This window comes from Enterobacter sp. RCC_40, from assembly GCF_041360735.1.
GTDB lineage: Bacteria > Pseudomonadota > Gammaproteobacteria > Enterobacterales > Enterobacteriaceae > Enterobacter > Enterobacter ludwigii.
Genome location: NZ_JBFUPR010000001.1, coordinates 1,480,874 through 1,497,096, shown reverse-complemented (window position 1 = coordinate 1,497,096; position 16,223 = coordinate 1,480,874). Strand labels below are relative to the sequence as shown.

The following is a 16,223-nucleotide window of genomic DNA, read 5'->3' as shown; positions in this document are numbered from 1 at the left end:
CGCAAAAATGTACGATCACATGTTTGTCGAAACGCTGATCATCTCTTCATCGTTTTTCGCTGTTGCCATTATCCTGGTCGCGTCAGTTATTTTTCTGGAAAAAAAAGGCTGACGGGATGCCAGCCTACACGATTACGCTTTATGGAACGTCACCAGCTCAGGACGGGCGATACGCAAATAATCCTGCGTATCCATAATCACGGATTTTTCCAGCAGACCGGCGTTAAACGCGATTTCATCAAAACGCTCGAACAGGAGCGGGTCGGCCACCAGTGCCAGATCGGGATGGAAGCTAAAAGGCGGAATGGCGCCAAAAACGCAGGCGGTCAGGGTATCGACTTCGGCAGGGCTTGCGAGAGACGCTTTTATCCCCCCAAAATGGCTGGCAAGCTGGCTTAAATCGGCCTGCAGATCGGCGGCGAGGATCGCCAGAACGTGTTTTTTTACGCCGTTTCCCTTCACCTTACAGACCAGTGCTTTTGCCCCTTGCCCCAGATCGGTTCCGCGGATCTCACTCACCGCTTCACATTTCCCCACGGCGTCATGCTCCATGACGCGAAATCGTGCGCCCTGCTGGGTTAACAACGTAATGAGTTGCTGGTGGGTTGTTGTTCCCTTAACGTCATCAGACATAGCGATTTACCTGTTAAATACCAATACGCAGCGTTTAACCTTAGCACAGAATATTTCGCCGTTGGGATAGGCAGGACGCAAAGAAAACAGCCAGCGGATTCGCTGGCTGTTGGGTCAGGCATTGCTGTTGGCTGACTGTTTATGGAACAGTTCCCTGAACACCGGATAGATATCATCCTGATCGCGGATATGCTGCATGGCAAAGTTATCGAACATCGATTGCAGATGTTCATACTCACGCCACAGCGTCTGGTGAGCACGGCGGGTAATTTCGATATAGCTGTAGTAACGCACCACCGGCAGAATTTTCTTCGCCAGAATATCGTGACACAGCGGGGAGTCATCTGCCCAGTTATCGCCATCTGATGCCTGCGCGGCATAGATGTTCCACTGCGCAGGGTCGTAACGCTCTTTCACCACTTCATCCATCAGTTTCAGAGCGCTCGACACGATGGTGCCACCGGTCTCCTGCGAGTAGAAGAACTCATGTTCATCCACCTCTTTCGCCTGAGTGTGGTGGCGAATATAGACCACTTCCACGTTCTTATAGGTTCTGCTCAGGAACAGATAGAGCAGGATATAAAAACGCTTCGCCATATCCTTGGTGGCCTGGTCCATCGAGCCGGAGACATCCATCAGACAGAACATGACTGCCTGGCTCGACGGTTCGGGGCGTTTTTCGTAATTTTTGTAGCGCAGGTCGAAGGTGTCGATAAACGGTACCCGGTCTATTTTAGCCCGGAGTTCGGCTATCTCTTTGCGCAGGCGTTCCTCTTCCAGCAGTTGTGCCGGTTCAGTATTTTCCACCACCTTCAGGTTGCTCTCCAGCTCGCGGAGTTCGCGCCGTTTACCTGCCGTCATGGCCGTGCGTCGCGCCAGAGAGTTCTGCAGCGAACGGACCACGCTGATGTTGGCGGGCACGCCGTTTGCGGTATATCCCGCGCGATGTGTTTTGTACTCGTTAAGCTGACGATGCTGGTTCTTTTTCAGATTCGGCAGCGCCAGATCCTCAAACAGCAGGTCGAGATACTCATCTTTTGAAATCTGGAAGACAAACTCATCCTGTCCTTCACCGTCCTGGCTGGCCTGTCCCTGACCGCTTCCTGAACCGCCCCCGCCGCCTTGCGGGCGCTCGATTCTGTCGTTCTGCACGAAGTGGTCATTACCTGGGTGTACGCGATGGCGCAGGCCGCCACGTCCCTGATGAAACATCGGTTCGCTGATGTCATCGGTGGGGATGGAGACAGATTCGCCGCTGTCGACGTCGGTCACCGAGCGTTTATTGATGGCCTCGGAGATCGACTGTTTAATTTGCGCTTTATAACGGCGCAAGAAGCGCTGGCGATTTACCGTGCTCTTGTTTTTGCCGTTAAGACGACGGTCAATAAACCAGGTCATATATCCCCCGTACTGCATTTGCCAACTTGCAGTGTCCGGACGTGCCGGACATTTTTGTAGCCCGGCAGGCGTATGCGCTACCGGGCACTTGTACTTGTATTAAGACGATTTACGTACGCGCAGATACCATTCGCAGAGCAGGCGAACCTGTTTGCGGGTGTAGCCTTTCTCCATCATACGGTCGACAAAATCGTCGTGCTTTTTCTGCTCATCGGTTGACGTTTTGGTGTTAAACGAAATCACCGGCAACAGCTCTTCGGTATTGGAGAACATTTTCTTCTCGATTACCGTGCGCAGTTTCTCGTAGCTGGTCCAGTTTGGATTACGTCCGTTGTTATGCGCTCTGGCGCGCAGGACGAAGTTCACAATCTCGTTACGGAAGTCTTTCGGGTTACTGATCCCGGCCGGCTTCTCGATTTTTTCCAGCTCTGCGTTCAGGGATTCCCGGTCGAACAGCTGGCCGGTATCCGGGTCGCGGTACTCCTGATCCTGGATCCAGAAGTCAGCATAGGTGACATAACGGTCAAAAATGTTCTGCCCGTACTCTGAATAAGACTCCAGGTAGGCGGTCTGGATCTCTTTGCCGATGAACTCCGCATATTTCGGGATCAGGTAGCCTTTCAGGAACTCAAGGTAGCGTTCAGCCTGTTCCTGCGGGAACTGCTCGCGTTCAATTTGCTGCTCCAGCACGTAGAACAGATGAACCGGGTTGGCCGCCACTTCCGCATGGTCGAAGTTAAACACGCGGGAGAGGATCTTAAAGGCGAAACGCGTGGACAGACCGTTCATCCCTTCGTCCACACCGGCGTAGTCGCGGTATTCCTGATAAGACTTCGCTTTCGGGTCGGTATCTTTCAGGCTTTCCCCGTCATAAACACGCATTTTCGAGTAGATGCTGGAGTTTTCCGGCTCTTTCAGGCGCGAAAGAATGGAGAAGCGTGACAGCGTTTCCAGAGTGCCTGGTGCGCAAGGTGCGTGTACCAGCTCACTGTGGTTAAGCAGTTTCTCGTAAATTTTGATCTCTTCGGAGATCCGCAGGCAATAAGGCACTTTGACGATGTAGACACGGTCAAGGAACGCCTCATTGTTTTTGTTATTACGGAAGGAGACCCACTCAGATTCGTTTGAGTGCGCGAGGATAATGCCGTTAAACGGCAGGGCGGAAATACCTTCCGTACCGTTGTAGTTCCCTTCCTGGGTGGCCGTCAGCAGCGGATGCAGCACTTTAATCGGTGCTTTAAACATCTCGACGAACTCCATAATCCCCTGGTTGGCGCGGCACAGCGCACCCGAGTAACCGTAGGCATCCGGGTCGTTTTGCGCGTAGTTTTCCAGCTTACGAATATCGACTTTACCCACCAGGGCGGAGATATCCTGGTTGTTCTCATCCCCCGGTTCAGTTTTGGCGATAGCAATCTGTTCCAGAATGGATGGCCACACCTTGACGACGCGGAATTTGGTGATATCCCCACCAAACTCGTGCAGGCGTTTTGCCGCCCATGGCGACATGATGGTGCCAAGATAGCGCCGTGGAATACCAAACTCTTTATCCAGAATTTGCGCATCTTCCTGCGGATTAAACAGGCACAGCGGATGGTCATTCACCGGGCTGCGTTCACCGTTAGCGCTCAGCACATAGATAGGGACGCGCTGCATCAGTGATTTCAGACGTTCAGCCAGTGATGATTTACCCCCACCCACAGGGCCGAGTAAATAAAGGATCTGTTTCTTCTCTTCCAGACCCTGGGCGGCATGCTTCAGGTAGGAGACAATCTGTTCGATGGCATCTTCCATACCATAGAACTCTTCAAACGCCGGGTATCGGGCGACCACCCGATTCGAAAAGAGACGGGAAAGCCGAGGTTCCAAGGCAGTATCAACCATGTTTGGCTCACCAATAGCCATTAATAGCCGTTCTGCCGCATTGGCATAGGCACTGCGATCTTGCCGACAAATGGTAAGAAACTCCTGCAGTGTGAACTCTTCGTCCTTGGCAGCTTCATAACGCTGGCGATAGTGATCGAATATATTCATGGCATGCCGTCCTTTCGTTTTTTAGCACAGGATAAGAGCCGTTCGTATGAGTAGTGGAGGCTCCCGGAAGAGAATCTCTCGCACCTCACTGCCAGAGCAGCAACCTGTGTGCCAGGTCAGACGCTAAGAACCGCAGGGTGTTCAGAAAAAACTCTTCTTAATTTAAAGCGTAGATGGCATTTGCAAAACTTGCATGCCGATAAAATCTAATTTCAATGACATATCAATAACTCATCCAAAAATTTCCCCTGCTGTTTTAGGGTAAAAGCACGTTTTTCATTCAGTAGTCATATAAATGAAAGCAGGCTGTCACCTGAAAAGTTGAAAATAACGGGTTAATCAGACTGATTAGCAGGCAAAAAATTTTGGGATGTACGACAATGGCGGTTAAACTTCTCTCGCTGATTATTTGACTACAGGAAAGAATGGATTGTGACCAAACTCAAACTTCTGGCATTGGGCGTACTTGCCGCAACCGCTGTTAGCACCGCACAGGCGGCGGAAAGTCAGTGGACTGTTGGCGCGGGCGTTGGTGTGATTAACAGCCCATACAAACAGTATGATCGTGATGTTTATCCAGTTCCGGTTGTCACCTATGAAGGCGATAACTTCTGGTTCCGCGGTCTGGGCGGTGGCTACTATCTCTGGAATGATACGGCCGACAAGCTCTCCATCATGGCTTACTACGATCCTACGCACTTCAAGCCGGGTGACAGCGACAGCCATGCGCTTCGCCAGCTCGACAAGCGTAAGAGCACCATGATGGCGGGACTCTCTTATGTGCATAACACCGAATATGGCTTCCTGCGTACCGCACTTGCGGGGGATACGCTGGATAACAGCAACGGTTTTATCTGGGATCTGGCCTGGCTCTATCGCTACACCAACGGTGCGTTAACGCTAACCCCGGGTATCGGTGTACAATATAACAGTGAGAACTACAACGACTACTACTATGGTGTTTCTAAGAACGAATCCCGTCGTAGCGGTCTGAAGAGCTACAGTGCGGACGACGGCTGGGATCCGTACCTTGAGCTGACGGCGAGCTATAACTTCCTCGGTGACTGGAACGTCTACGGTACCGGGCGCTATGAGCGTCTGAGCGATGAAGTGAAAGACAGCCCGATGGTTGATAAGTCCTGGGCGGGCATATTCTCAGTCGGTGTGTCCTACAAGTTCTGATTGTGCATTAAAATAGTGCAATCATTGCATCAAAACGGGGCGCTTGCGCCCCGTTTGCATTGGTGTGGTGCAACGAAAAAGAGGGGATGATATGAGCGTAAAAACCGTGATCTTTTCCGCAGGGCGTCCACTTCCGGCTATTGGACAGGGTACCTGGTATATGGGAGAAAAAGCCAGCCAGCGTAAATCCGAAGTGAATGCACTGCGGGCGGGCATTGATCTGGGGTTAACGTTAATTGATACCGCTGAAATGTATGCCGAAGGCGGAGCGGAAGAGGTGGTCGGGGAGGCCATTAAGGGCCAGCGCGACAACGTTTTTCTGGTATCAAAAGTCTACCCGTGGAACGCTGGCGGTCAGAAAGGCCAGGCGGCGTGTGATGCCAGTCTGCGACGTCTCGGAACAGACCATATCGATCTCTACCTTCTGCACTGGCGCGGTAACTATGGCCTGGATGAAACCATTACGCTGATGGAAAGACTCCAGCAGCAGGGAAAAATTGGCCGCTGGGGCGTCTCAAACCTGGATTATGAAGATATGCAGGCGCTGTGGCGTGAAGAGGGCGGTTCCGCCTGTGCCACTAATCAGGTGCTTTATCATCTGGCGTCACGGGGAATTGAATTTGATCTGCTTCCCTGGTGTCAGCAACAGGCGATGCCGGTGATGGCTTACTGCCCGCTGGCTCAGGCCGGGCGCCTGTGTTCGGGGCTGATGAACCATCCGGTCGTGAATGCCATCGCGCATAACCACCGCGCCACTGCCGCCCAAATTCTGCTGGCGTGGGTTATCCGCCATCAGGGTGTTATTGCCATACCAAAAGCGGCCTCGATTGAGCATGTTAACGCCAACGCTGGAGCGCTGGAGATAACCCTCACCGCGGAAGAACGTCACAAACTGGATAATGCTTTCCCGCCACCCACCCATAAACTCCCGCTGGATGTCGTTTAATCCTGACGCATGCCCCTCTCCTTTACAGGAAGAGGGGCGGTAGCGTATTAGCGCTTCACAATACTGATTGTCTGCCCTAAGCGAGACGGTTTTTCTTCGCTGGTTTTTTGTGGCGCAGTGACGCACGCCGTTTCCACACAGACGAAGGTTTTGTAACCGTCATCAGGCACGTCGGCCATACTGACAGAAAGTGCCGGGCCCGGGTTCCAGCCCACCACGTTGCTGTGATGGTGGTGTACCACTTCGATACCACGGTTCAGGGCGCTGTCGTGGATCACGTTGCACGCTTCCGGATGCAGGTAAACGCGGTCAGTACGGTCCGGGAACGTCTGAATGCCGTCGCTCAGTTTTCCTTCTTTCGCGTTATCCACTTTGTCGATAAAGGTATCGCCAAGGCCGCTCACCTTCACGGCGCTGATGTCACCAACGTTGAAATAGGTGTGCAGGGCGGAGGTGGTTTCAAATTCACCGTGCGCTTCCAGTCCGATTTCGCAGGTTTTGCCCAGCTTGAAGCGTGCGTATAGGGTGAAATCGTGCGGCCACAGGGCGCGGGTTTCATCATTCGCCTGCAGCTCAAAGGTCAGTACCGCACCGTTATCGTCTTCATTGTGCGCTTTCAGCGTCCACTGCTGGTTACGGGCAAAACCGTGAGAAGGCAGGCCTTTCTCAGCGGAAGGACCAAACCATGGCCAGCAAATAGGCACGCCGCCGCGAATCGCATCCCCTTTTTTAAAGGAAGTCGCGTCGCTCAGCCACAGTGCTTCCGTTTCGCCTTCAGGTTTCCAGGAGAGCAGGTGTGCGCCGTTCAGCGCCACGGAGGCTTTTACGCGCGGGTGGTCAACGACGATGATATCCGCACCATCAATCTGGCGGCGGGAGAGCACAGGGGTAAGTTGTTCGACTACCGGAAGTGCAAAAATTTTATTAATCATTAAGCAATCCTCTGTCTAAAAACAATAAAAAAGGCGACCGAAGTCGCCTTTTTGGATCAAGCACTCATCTCAACTTATTTGGAGATGTGAGCGATCAGGTCCAGTACTTTGTTAGAGTAGCCGGTTTCGTTGTCGTACCAGGAAACCAGTTTCACGAAGTTGTCGTTCAGTGCGATACCCGCTTTAGCATCGAACACGGAAGTGCACACTTCGCCGTTGAAATCGGTAGATACAACGTCGTCTTCGGTGTAGCCCAGAACGCCTTTCATTGCGCCTTCGGAAGCAGCTTTGATTGCTTTCTTAATTTCTTCATAAGAAGCAGCTTTTTCCAGACGAACGGTCAGGTCAACAACGGATACGTTAGGAGTTGGAACGCGGAACGCCATACCAGTCAGTTTGCCATTCAGTTCTGGCAGTACTTTACCTACAGCTTTAGCTGCACCGGTAGAGGATGGGATGATGTTCTGAGCCGCGCCACGGCCGCCACGCCAGTCTTTGTGAGACGGGCCGTCAACAGTTTTCTGAGTCGCTGTGGTCGCGTGAACGGTAGTCATCAGACCTTCGACGATGCCGAAGTTGTCGTTGATTACTTTAGCCAGCGGTGCCAGGCAGTTGGTGGTGCAGGATGCGTTAGAAACGATGTCCTGGCCAGCGTAAGTTTCGAAGTTTGCACCACGAACGAACATTGGGGTGTTGTCTTTAGAAGGACCGGTCAGAACAACTTTTTTCGCACCCGCGGTGATGTGTTTACGCGCAGTTTCGTCGGTCAGGAAGATACCGGTAGCTTCAGCTACAACATCAACACCGATTTCGTTCCATTTCAGGTTAGCTGGGTCTTTCTCAGCAGTAACGCGGATGGTTTTGCCATTAACAACCAGGTGGCCGTCTTTCACTTCAACGGTGCCGTCGAAACGACCGTGAGTTGAGTCGTACTTCAGCATGTACGCCATGTATTCAGCGTCCAGGAGATCGTTGATACCAACGATTTCGATGTCAGAACGTTTCTGAGCAGCACGGAAAACAATACGGCCGATACGGCCAAAACCGTTGATACCTACTTTGATAGTCATATATTCCACCAGCTATTTGTTAGTGAATAAAAGGTTGCCTGTAAAATTACAAAAACCTTACGCAGCGTCAAGCGGAATCGTGTCAATCATTGCGACAAATCAATCCTGTGACTAACGTTTGTGCGACTGACTCGCCTCACTTTCCCTTTGAGCTAGCAACCACATGGGGGCTGCGCGCGGCATTTTAAAGTCCTCGCAGGATAAAAATGTGAATATGATCACAATTGCCTGACCGCCTTTTCGCGACACATAAGTTTAGAACAAAAGTGCACGCAAGGGTGTTAATGTTTTGTTAGAATCCGGGTTAAAAGGTGTCTGTTTCTACAGCGAGATGTAAGCATATGTCGAACCAACGTAACCCTGACGATTTGAAAAAAAACCTCACCGAAATGCAGTTTTACGTGACGCAAAATCACGGAACCGAACCGCCTTTTACCGGCCGTTTACTGCACAACAAGCGCGACGGTGTCTACCACTGTCTGGTATGTGATGCCCCGTTGTTCAATTCCCAAACGAAGTTCGATTCTGGCTGTGGCTGGCCAAGCTTTTATGAGCCGGTCAGCGACGATGCGATCCGCTACCTGAGTGACACGTCGCACGGCATGGTGCGTACTGAAATTCGTTGCGGAACCTGTGACGCTCACCTTGGACACGTCTTCCCGGATGGTCCTCAGCCGACGGGTGAGCGTTTCTGTGTGAATTCAGCGTCGATGAGCTTCACCGATGATGAAAACGGTGACCAGATCAAAGGTTGAAAAAACGATTCAGCAAATTATTCCTTTGAAAGGGAGAGATCGTGAATATTGATGACATGATTAGCGGTATGACGCCGGAGGTGTATCAACGCCTGGTGACTGCTGTTGAACTGGGAAAATGGCCGGACGGTGTCGCGCTCACGCCGGAGCAAAAAGAGAACAGTCTGCAACTGGTGATGCTCTGGCAGGCGCGTAACAATACCGACGCGCAACACATGACTATCGACACTCAAGGCCAGATGGTGATGAAGAGCAAGCGCGAGCTGAAAGAGGACTTTGGTATCACGCCAAAGCCGATCGCGACGATAAAAATGCAGTAACGGTGGGGCGGCAGTCCTGCCAGCGCCCTCTCTCTGGAGAGAGGGCGTGCTTACCTTACTCTTTGGGTTTAATTCCCAGCGACTCCGCCAGCTGTTTCGCTAACTGGTTATTGTCATCCGCGCCGTACTCCCAGAACATCGCCCCGGCGAGACCTTTCTCCTTGATGTAATCCGCTTTGATGGCGACGGAACGCGGGTTCTCATAGGAAAGGGCAAACAGCGCCTTGCCGTCCGCCGCATTCACTGAAAGCCACGGCACTTGCGCCCGTTCGTCCCAGTGTTCGGTAAAACGCTTCTGCGGATCGTTTAAGAGCTTTTTCACAATATCGTTGTACTTCACATACGTATCTTTGGTCAGGTCGTAACCCAGTGACGCGAACAAGCCGGTCTCCTGAGGCCCAAAGTAGGGCTGGGTCACCGGATGGTTTTGCGCATCGGGTTTTGTCCAGTCAATACCGGGCTCCACGGCGCGTTTCGGCACGCGGCCGTAAAAACCAATCCCGAGGTTCATCTGCTGCGGCTTCAGCCCGGCCGCCAGATAGTTGTTCACCACAAAATCCACGCTGTATTTGTCTGCGGCGGCCACCGTTGGCCAGTCGCTGGAGTCATACAGATTGGCGTTGAAATACTGTGTGCCATACGCCATGTCGTAGGTCATCAGGTTGATGTAGTCGAGCAGCGGGGCAATGGCCTTTACATCCACCCAGCTTTTCGGACTTTCTGCATTTGCCCCCACCGCGATGGTGACCAGCTTTTTATGGCCGAAGGCGGTGCGCAATTCTTTCAGCAGTGCGGTGAAGTTATCGCGATCGGCTGGCGTGCTGGCCACCAGTCCCCATGCGCCATTTACCGGGTATTCCCAGTCAAGATCGATGCCGTCGAGTGCATATTTTTCGACAATCTCCTGAGCCGAGCGGATAAACACCGCACGGCTCTCTTGGGTCGCGGCTGCGCCGGAGAAGCCACGCGCACCCCATCCGCCCACGGAGAGTAGCACTTTCAGGTTTGGATTTTGCTTACGCAGCGTCGGGATTAGCGCCAGATCGGCGGCGACTTTTGGCGACAGCCAGATCTGATGAAGTTTCGCCGGATCTTTCAGCGCAGCATGGGTTTCGTCTTTCTCATCGTTATAGACCAGACCAAATGAGTAGTTCAGGTGGGTAATCTGACGAACGTCGAGCGTATTGATATCACCACCGGGACCGGCGGTGACATCGCCACCGCCATTAAAATATCCCACAGACATCAGGGGAGTGGCGGAAGCAACTGACGCGCAAAGCAGGGGTAATGCTGCCAGCAAAGGCAAACGTTTCATACAAGTTCCTCTTTGACTTAACAAAAATAACCACGCCACGGAAAAGGCGTGGCGAAAAAACAGCCTGAAGAGAATAGCATTGCCGCTTCGCTGGTGATGCGAGGGAGTTCACTTTATGGGGAATGAGACGGGGCGTGCCGGGCAGCACTGTGGCTTGCCCGGCGAGAAGGTCAGGCGTGCGTTTCCAGCCAGTCTTCCAGGGTATACAGGGTGGCGCCTTCCGCGGCCATATCCATAAACGCCTGGGCGCTGTCCTGCGCCTGAATGTTCACCCCACGACAGCCGTCGGTGATGACGCTGACGGTATAGCCTAGCTGGAGGGCGTCCAGCACGGTGAACTTCACGCAGTAATCCGTCGCCAGACCCAGCACAATCAGTTCGGTGATTTCGTGATGGCGTAACCACCCGTCCAGCGCCGTTTTCTGGCGATGCCCGTTATCAAAGAAGGCGCTGTAGCTGTCGATAGACGGGTTTTCCCCTTTATGAAACACCGCGTCGATGGCCTTCTGATTCAGCAGCGGATGCAGCTGCGCACCTTCCGTCTGTTGCACGCAGTGATCCGGCCAGAAGGTTTGTGCCAGGCCGTCAAGTTCACCCTGAGTGAAGGGCTCAACGCCGTGCTGGCTGGCAAAACTGCCGTGGTCAGCCGGGTGCCAGTCCTGGCTTGCGACAACTGCCTCACCTCGCGTTTTGCACCACTCAATCAGCGTATTCGCCACGTCTACGGTGCTGTCACCTTCAGCGACGGCCAGTGCGCCGCCCGCACAGAAATCATTTTGCAAATCGACCAGTAACAGGGCGCGTTGCGTCATGGTGCCTCCTTATTCGTCCGGCGTCAGTTCGCCGCGCAGGTTTTGCATCATCGCGCTGCGGATGGACTGAATGTCCAGATCCTGACTCAGTAAATAGTGAAGTTTAGTCAGCGTGGCTTCAACGGTCATATCGAATCCGCTGATAACGCCTGCATGCGCGAGGGCGTTACCGGTGGCGTAACCGCCCATGTTGACTTTACCGGACATGCATTGCGTCAGGTTAACCACCACGATCCCGCGCTCGCTCGCTTCCTGCAGCTCTTTCAGAAACTCGCCGTTCTGCGGGGCATTGCCCACGCCGTAAGAGCGCAGGATCAGCGCTTTCACCGGCTGGCGCAGGAAGTTACGCACCACATCTGCAGAGATACCCGGGTAAATCGTTACCACGCCAATCGGTTGCGGCGTGATCGGATGAACAATCAGTTCGCCTGCCGTGCTCGGCGCAGGCGGGGTGCCCAGACGACGAATATGGATGCCCGCCTCCAGCAGCGGCTGCAGGTTCGGTGAGGCGAAAGCGTCAAAACCATCGGCGTGCGCCTTCGTGGTCCGGTTGCCGCGATACAGTCGGTTGTTGAAGAACAGCGACACTTCGTTAATCGGGTAATTCGCTGCCACATACAGGGAGTTGAGCAGGTTGATCTGCCCGTCAGAACGCAGCTCCGCCAGCGGAATTTGCGAGCCGGTGACGATGACAGGCTTACCCAGATTCTCCAGCATGAAGGAGAGTGCCGAGGCGGTAAACGCCATCGTGTCGGTACCATGTAGGATCACAAAGCCGTCGTACTGGTCGTAATGGGCTTTAATGTCGTCCGCGATATGCTGCCAGTCTTCCGGCGTCATATCGGAGGAGTCCATCAGCGGCTCGTATTCGTGAATGGTGAAGTCAGGCATTTCAGGACGGTGGAATTCAGGCATCAGCGCGAGCTGGCGCTGAAGGTGGCCGGAGACCGGGATATAGCCGTTTTCAGAGCGCTGCATACCGATGGTACCGCCAGTGTAGGCTACATAAATCGATTTCTTCTGCATGGTAGTGAGTTCTTGTTCTTCAAAAGAAAAAAATCCCCTCTTCACGGGAAGAGGGGACGGTGTTTAACGGACGTTTGCGCAGGTCAGACAAAACGCGTAACGGCTTTGTGGATCGTTAAAGACCGCCAGTTTGTCGCTTTCCGCTTTCATCGCTTTAGCCGCCGTCGCGACTGGCGCAGGCAGATACGCCTGCAGCGCCTCAGGCAACATGGCGCGCACGGAGCCGGACATGCTGTTCATCACCAGGTCAAAGAACGACGGCTCGTCCTGGTAATACTCAACATGCCACTGCTTGAGCTTCGCCAGCTCGGCGGCTTTCTTCACCGCGTCATCAAAGTCGCCCAGGCTGTCTACCAGACCATTATTCTTAGCATCCTGGCCGGTCCAGACGTGGCCCTGCGCAATGTCGTCGATCTGTTGCGGTGTCTTTTTACGGGACTCTGCCACCAGCGTAATAAAGCGCTTGTAGCCGTTCTCGATACTGAGCTGCATCATCTCAGAGACTTCAGGCGGCAGCGATTTGGTGACCGACACATCCGCCAGCGGTGAAGTGGCAACGCCATCGGTATGGACGCCCAGATAATCCAGGCTGTTTTCCACGGTGTTAATCACCCCAAAGATGCCAATCGAGCCGGTCAGCGTGCTCGGGTTGGCGACGATGTAGTTAGCCGGGGTTGAAATCCAGTAACCGCCCGATGCCGCCATTCCACCCATCGACACCACTACCGGCTTGCCGGCTGCACGTGCCGCGGCAAGTTCAGCGCGGATCACTTCAGAAGCGCTGACGCTGCCGCCAGGGCTGTTTACGCGCAGTACAATCGCCTTCACTTTCGGATCAAGGCGAGCATCACGGATTTGCGATGCGGTGGTATCACCGCCCACGTTACCCGGCGTTTCCTCGCCGTCCATGATGGCACCATTAGCAAAGACCACCGCGACGCTGTCACCGCTGTCATCCGGCTTTTTGGTCGCATAATCGTACATGCTGATAGCGCTGAAGTTTTTATCCTCTTTGCTCCAGCCAAACTGTTTGCTCAGTGATTTTTCGATATCCGCGCTGGTGCCCAGCGCATCGACCAGTTTGTTATCCAGCGCATATTTTGCGGTATCACCATCAACCTTGCGCAGGCCCTCCAGCACGCCCTGCGCGCCAGGGAACACCTGTTCAGCGGTTATCTGGCGGTTAGCGGCCACGGTGCTCAGATAGTTCTGCCACAGCTCACCAATCCAGCGGCTGTCCGCTTCACGGGCCGCAGGGGACATATCATCACGAATAAACGGCTCCACGGCGGATTTATAGGTTCCGACGCGGAAGACGTGGGTGGTGACTTTCAGTTTGTCGAGCAGCGATTTGTAATACAGACCGTTAGTGGCAAAGCCATGCAGATCGACCGTACCCTGCGGGGAGAGCCAGATTTTGTTGGCGAAGCTGGCCAGATAATACTGCCCCTGGCTGTAGCTGTCCCCGACCGCAATCACCGGCTTGCCGCTGTCACGGAATTCGCGCAGCGCTTTACCAATGTATTGCATCGAAGGCTGGTCGCCGCCGGCAAAATCTTTCAGATCCAGCACGATGCCGGTAATGTTGCGGTCGTCTTTTGCCTGACGAATGGTATCGACGATATCGAACAGGGAGTTTTCCTGAAGACGGTCTGATGTCGCGCCAAACAGCTGACGGCCAATAACGCCCAGACGATTGCTGGTGGACGGCTTATCGACGATGACGCCCGTGATATCAAGTAACAGCGCCCCGCGAGTCGAATGCTGCGCCTGATTTGCGTTGCTGATATGCATCCAGACGCCTGCGCAAACCAGAACCAGGAGGATGAAGAAGATATTCATCACCAGGTTGCGGACGAAGTTGAGCAGTCGCCACGTCCATTTAAAGAAACCGGCAATGATTCGCCAAAGGGTTCGCATGTATTCTCCCTAACCAGAAAATGACTGTTTCCGTCGCCACGGGACGGCAATGTGCGGTTATCGTAATGACCCAACCGTCACTTGTCAGCAGGAATCGCCTGCTACGCTGTAACAAAATCTGCCGCCGTGTTAATTTTGTGAGTAAATTTCAAGAAAGGAGTTAACCAATGGACGCACTTGAACTGCTTGTTAACCGCCGTAGCGCTTCACGTCTCACCGAGCCGGCGCCGGCAGGGGAGCAACTGGAGAATATTCTGCGTGCCGGCCTGCGTGCACCGGATCATGGTACGCTGCAGCCATGGCACTTCTTTGTGATTGAAGGTGAAGGCCGCGATCGTTTCAGTCAGATACTGGAGCAGGGGGCGGTTGCCGCAGGTCAGGATGAGAAGGGTATTGAGAAAGCCCGCAGTGCGCCATTCCGTGCGCCGATGATCATCGCTGTCGTGGCGAAATGTCAGGCCGACCACAAAGTGCCGGTCTGGGAGCAGGAAATGTCTGCCGGCTGTGCCGTCATGGCAATGCAAATGGCCGCCGTGGCACAAGGGTTTAACGGTATCTGGCGCACAGGGCCGCTGACCAACAGCCAGCCGGTTCGCGACGGATTCGCCTGTGGCGAACATGATAAAATTGTCGGTTTCCTCTATCTCGGCACGCCTCAGCTTAAAGCCTCCGCCACCATTAATGTGCCGGACACCACGCCTTTCGTCAGCCGTTTCTGATAACGCGCGCTAAACTGTCTGGATTCTGAGCATCTGCCGCAGAATTCAGACAGTCATACTTACCTCTTTATGGAATGAGCGCTACCATAGCGCGATTGAGATGACAGGAGACGTCCATGAGCGAGCAAACCATTCGTTTAACGCAATACAGCCACGGAGCCGGTTGCGGTTGTAAAATTTCCCCGAAAGTGCTGGAGACCATTCTCCACAGTGAACAGGCGAAGTTTGTCGACCCGAACCTGCTTGTCGGTAACGAAACGCGTGACGATGCGGCAGTTTATGACCTGGGTAACGGCACCAGCATTATCAGTACCACCGACTTCTTTATGCCGATTGTCGACAACCCGTTCGATTTCGGGCGTATTGCGGCCACCAACGCCATCAGCGATATTTTCGCCATGGGGGGCAAACCGATTATGGCGATTGCCATTCTGGGCTGGCCGATTAACACCCTTGCCCCTGAAATTGCCCGTGAGGTGATCGAAGGGGGACGTTTTGCCTGCCAGCAGGCGGGGATCGCGCTGGCCGGGGGGCATTCTATCGATGCGCCGGAGCCGATCTTCGGTCTCGCGGTCACGGGCGTGGTGCCCACCGAGCGCGTGAAACGCAACAGCACCGCGCAGGCGGGCTGCAAGCTGTTCCTCACCAAACCGCTGGGCATTGGTGTCCTCACTACTGCGGAGAAAAAATCGCTGCTGAAGCCGGAACACCAGGGGCTGGCAACCGAGGTCATGTGCCAGATGAACCTCGCGGGTGCGGCCTTTGCGAATATCGACGGCGTGAAAGCCATGACCGACGTGACCGGTTTTGGCCTTCTCGGACACCTCTCCGAAGTGTGTCAGGGCGCGGGCGTACAGGCGCAGGTCTGGTATCAGGACGTGCCGAAGCTGCCGGGTGTGGAGGAGTACATTGCAGCGGGCGCCGTTCCGGGCGGTACCCAGCGTAACTTTGCCAGCTATGGTCATCTGATGGGCGAAATGCCTGAAGCGTGGCGCAATCTGCTGTGCGATCCGCAAACGTCCGGTGGTTTGCTGCTGGCGGTCACGCCAGACGCTGAAGCCGACGTTCAGGCGACGGCCGCAGAGTTTGGTATTACCCTGACGGCGATCGGTGAACTGGTGACCGCGCGCGGTGGCCGACCGATGATTGAGATCCGTTAAT

16 protein-coding genes are annotated in these 16,223 nt (G+C 54.0%); 7 read left to right on the top strand and 9 right to left on the bottom strand.

The annotated features are described in order from the left end of the window. Positions 1 to 7: 7 nt before the first annotated feature. Complete coding sequence (yoaI, locus tag AB6731_RS07050; RefSeq protein ID WP_014169634.1) at positions 8 to 112, top strand: small membrane protein YoaI; 105 nt, start codon at positions 8 to 10, stop codon at positions 110 to 112. A 20-nt stretch (positions 113 to 132) separates the two neighbouring features. Here yoaI and AB6731_RS07045 read toward each other — a convergent pair whose 3' ends face one another. The 3 genes from AB6731_RS07045 to yeaG all read right to left on the bottom strand — a co-directional run bounded on the left by AB6731_RS07045 (position 133) and on the right by yeaG (position 4,065). Next, positions 133 to 633, bottom strand: a complete 501-nt coding sequence (locus AB6731_RS07045) for a YbaK/prolyl-tRNA synthetase associated domain-containing protein (RefSeq protein ID WP_014169635.1) — start codon at positions 631 to 633, stop codon at positions 133 to 135. A 114-nt stretch (positions 634 to 747) separates the two neighbouring features. Next, complete coding sequence (locus AB6731_RS07040; RefSeq protein ID WP_040017223.1) at positions 748 to 2,031, bottom strand: YeaH/YhbH family protein; 1,284 nt, start codon at positions 2,029 to 2,031, stop codon at positions 748 to 750. A 99-nt stretch (positions 2,032 to 2,130) separates the two neighbouring features. Continuing rightward, the gene (gene yeaG / locus AB6731_RS07035) at positions 2,131 to 4,065 is read right to left on the bottom strand and encodes a protein kinase YeaG (RefSeq protein WP_014169637.1); all 1,935 of its coding nucleotides are present in this window, start codon (positions 4,063 to 4,065) and stop codon (positions 2,131 to 2,133) included. Positions 4,066 to 4,497: 432 nt separating this feature from the next. On the opposite strand from yeaG, the gene AB6731_RS07030 reads away from it, so the two are divergent. Together AB6731_RS07030 and AB6731_RS07025 are read left to right on the top strand one after the other, a co-directional pair. Then, complete coding sequence (locus tag AB6731_RS07030; RefSeq protein ID WP_014169638.1) at positions 4,498 to 5,247, top strand: MipA/OmpV family protein; 750 nt, start codon at positions 4,498 to 4,500, stop codon at positions 5,245 to 5,247. Between the two features lie 91 nt (positions 5,248 to 5,338). Beyond that, positions 5,339 to 6,193: an aldo/keto reductase gene (locus tag AB6731_RS07025; RefSeq protein WP_371006083.1), complete on the top strand. Its 855-nt coding sequence runs from the start codon at positions 5,339 to 5,341 to the stop codon at positions 6,191 to 6,193. 47 nt (positions 6,194 to 6,240) lie between these two features. On the opposite strand, the gene AB6731_RS07020 is transcribed toward AB6731_RS07025, so the two are convergent. Both AB6731_RS07020 and gapA read right to left on the bottom strand, forming a co-directional pair. Further along, positions 6,241 to 7,125 (bottom strand): D-hexose-6-phosphate mutarotase, encoded by an 885-nt coding sequence (locus AB6731_RS07020; protein ID WP_371006082.1) that lies wholly within the window; start codon positions 7,123 to 7,125, stop codon positions 6,241 to 6,243. A gap of 74 nt (positions 7,126 to 7,199) precedes the next feature. Then, positions 7,200 to 8,195, bottom strand: coding sequence for a glyceraldehyde-3-phosphate dehydrogenase (gene gapA / locus AB6731_RS07015; RefSeq protein ID WP_020884442.1), 996 nt, complete (start codon positions 8,193 to 8,195; stop codon positions 7,200 to 7,202). 341 nt (positions 8,196 to 8,536) lie between these two features. Here gapA and msrB point away from each other — a divergent pair, with 341 nt between their 5' ends. Together msrB and AB6731_RS07005 are read left to right on the top strand one after the other, a co-directional pair. Beyond that, positions 8,537 to 8,950 (top strand): peptide-methionine (R)-S-oxide reductase MsrB, encoded by a 414-nt coding sequence (msrB, locus tag AB6731_RS07010; protein ID WP_020884441.1) that lies wholly within the window; start codon positions 8,537 to 8,539, stop codon positions 8,948 to 8,950. A 56-nt stretch (positions 8,951 to 9,006) separates the two neighbouring features. After that, a complete protein-coding gene (locus AB6731_RS07005) occupies positions 9,007 to 9,270 on the top strand; it encodes a YeaC family protein (protein ID WP_153852331.1) in 264 nt (87 codons plus the stop codon). 55 nt (positions 9,271 to 9,325) lie between these two features. On the opposite strand, the gene AB6731_RS07000 is transcribed toward AB6731_RS07005, so the two are convergent. The 4 genes from AB6731_RS07000 to sppA all read right to left on the bottom strand — a co-directional run bounded on the left by AB6731_RS07000 (position 9,326) and on the right by sppA (position 14,343). Beyond that, positions 9,326 to 10,585 (bottom strand): glycoside hydrolase family 18 protein, encoded by a 1,260-nt coding sequence (locus AB6731_RS07000; protein ID WP_063214570.1) that lies wholly within the window; start codon positions 10,583 to 10,585, stop codon positions 9,326 to 9,328. 170 nt (positions 10,586 to 10,755) lie between these two features. Next, on the bottom strand, positions 10,756 to 11,397 hold the full coding sequence (gene pncA / locus AB6731_RS06995; protein ID WP_032681225.1) for a bifunctional nicotinamidase/pyrazinamidase: 642 nt from the start codon (positions 11,395 to 11,397) through the stop codon (positions 10,756 to 10,758). Positions 11,398 to 11,406: 9 nt separating this feature from the next. Beyond that, positions 11,407 to 12,423, bottom strand: a complete 1,017-nt coding sequence (ansA, locus tag AB6731_RS06990; protein ID WP_020884438.1) for an asparaginase — start codon at positions 12,421 to 12,423, stop codon at positions 11,407 to 11,409. Between the two features lie 63 nt (positions 12,424 to 12,486). Further along, positions 12,487 to 14,343, bottom strand: coding sequence for a signal peptide peptidase SppA (gene sppA, locus AB6731_RS06985; RefSeq protein WP_277492293.1), 1,857 nt, complete (start codon positions 14,341 to 14,343; stop codon positions 12,487 to 12,489). Positions 14,344 to 14,510: 167 nt separating this feature from the next. Between sppA and AB6731_RS06980 the strand changes: the two genes are divergently transcribed. Then, the gene (locus AB6731_RS06980; protein ID WP_014169648.1) at positions 14,511 to 15,062 is read left to right on the top strand and encodes an NAD(P)H nitroreductase; all 552 of its coding nucleotides are present in this window, start codon (positions 14,511 to 14,513) and stop codon (positions 15,060 to 15,062) included. Positions 15,063 to 15,178: 116 nt separating this feature from the next. Further along, a complete protein-coding gene (selD, locus tag AB6731_RS06975) occupies positions 15,179 to 16,222 on the top strand; it encodes a selenide, water dikinase SelD (RefSeq protein ID WP_020884436.1) in 1,044 nt (347 codons plus the stop codon). Position 16,223: the final 1 nt, after the last annotated feature.

Coding starts and splice junctions, on each gene's coding strand:
- AB6731_RS07005 (WP_153852331.1), top strand. CDS start 9,007: ATGATTAGCGGTATGACGCCGGAGGTGTATCAACGCCTGGTGACTGCT.
- gapA (WP_020884442.1), bottom strand. CDS start 8,195: ATGACTATCAAAGTAGGTATCAACGGTTTTGGCCGTATCGGCCGTATT.
- yeaG (WP_014169637.1), bottom strand. CDS start 4,065: ATGAATATATTCGATCACTATCGCCAGCGTTATGAAGCTGCCAAGGAC.
- AB6731_RS06980 (WP_014169648.1), top strand. CDS start 14,511: ATGGACGCACTTGAACTGCTTGTTAACCGCCGTAGCGCTTCACGTCTC.
- AB6731_RS07000 (WP_063214570.1), bottom strand. CDS start 10,585: ATGAAACGTTTGCCTTTGCTGGCAGCATTACCCCTGCTTTGCGCGTCA.
- sppA (WP_277492293.1), bottom strand. CDS start 14,343: ATGCGAACCCTTTGGCGAATCATTGCCGGTTTCTTTAAATGGACGTGG.
- AB6731_RS07025 (WP_371006083.1), top strand. CDS start 5,339: ATGAGCGTAAAAACCGTGATCTTTTCCGCAGGGCGTCCACTTCCGGCT.
- AB6731_RS07020 (WP_371006082.1), bottom strand. CDS start 7,125: ATGATTAATAAAATTTTTGCACTTCCGGTAGTCGAACAACTTACCCCT.
- selD (WP_020884436.1), top strand. CDS start 15,179: ATGAGCGAGCAAACCATTCGTTTAACGCAATACAGCCACGGAGCCGGT.
- ansA (WP_020884438.1), bottom strand. CDS start 12,423: ATGCAGAAGAAATCGATTTATGTAGCCTACACTGGCGGTACCATCGGT.
- yoaI (WP_014169634.1), top strand. CDS start 8: ATGTACGATCACATGTTTGTCGAAACGCTGATCATCTCTTCATCGTTT.
- AB6731_RS07045 (WP_014169635.1), bottom strand. CDS start 633: ATGTCTGATGACGTTAAGGGAACAACAACCCACCAGCAACTCATTACG.
- AB6731_RS07040 (WP_040017223.1), bottom strand. CDS start 2,031: ATGACCTGGTTTATTGACCGTCGTCTTAACGGCAAAAACAAGAGCACG.
- msrB (WP_020884441.1), top strand. CDS start 8,537: ATGTCGAACCAACGTAACCCTGACGATTTGAAAAAAAACCTCACCGAA.
- pncA (WP_032681225.1), bottom strand. CDS start 11,397: ATGACGCAACGCGCCCTGTTACTGGTCGATTTGCAAAATGATTTCTGT.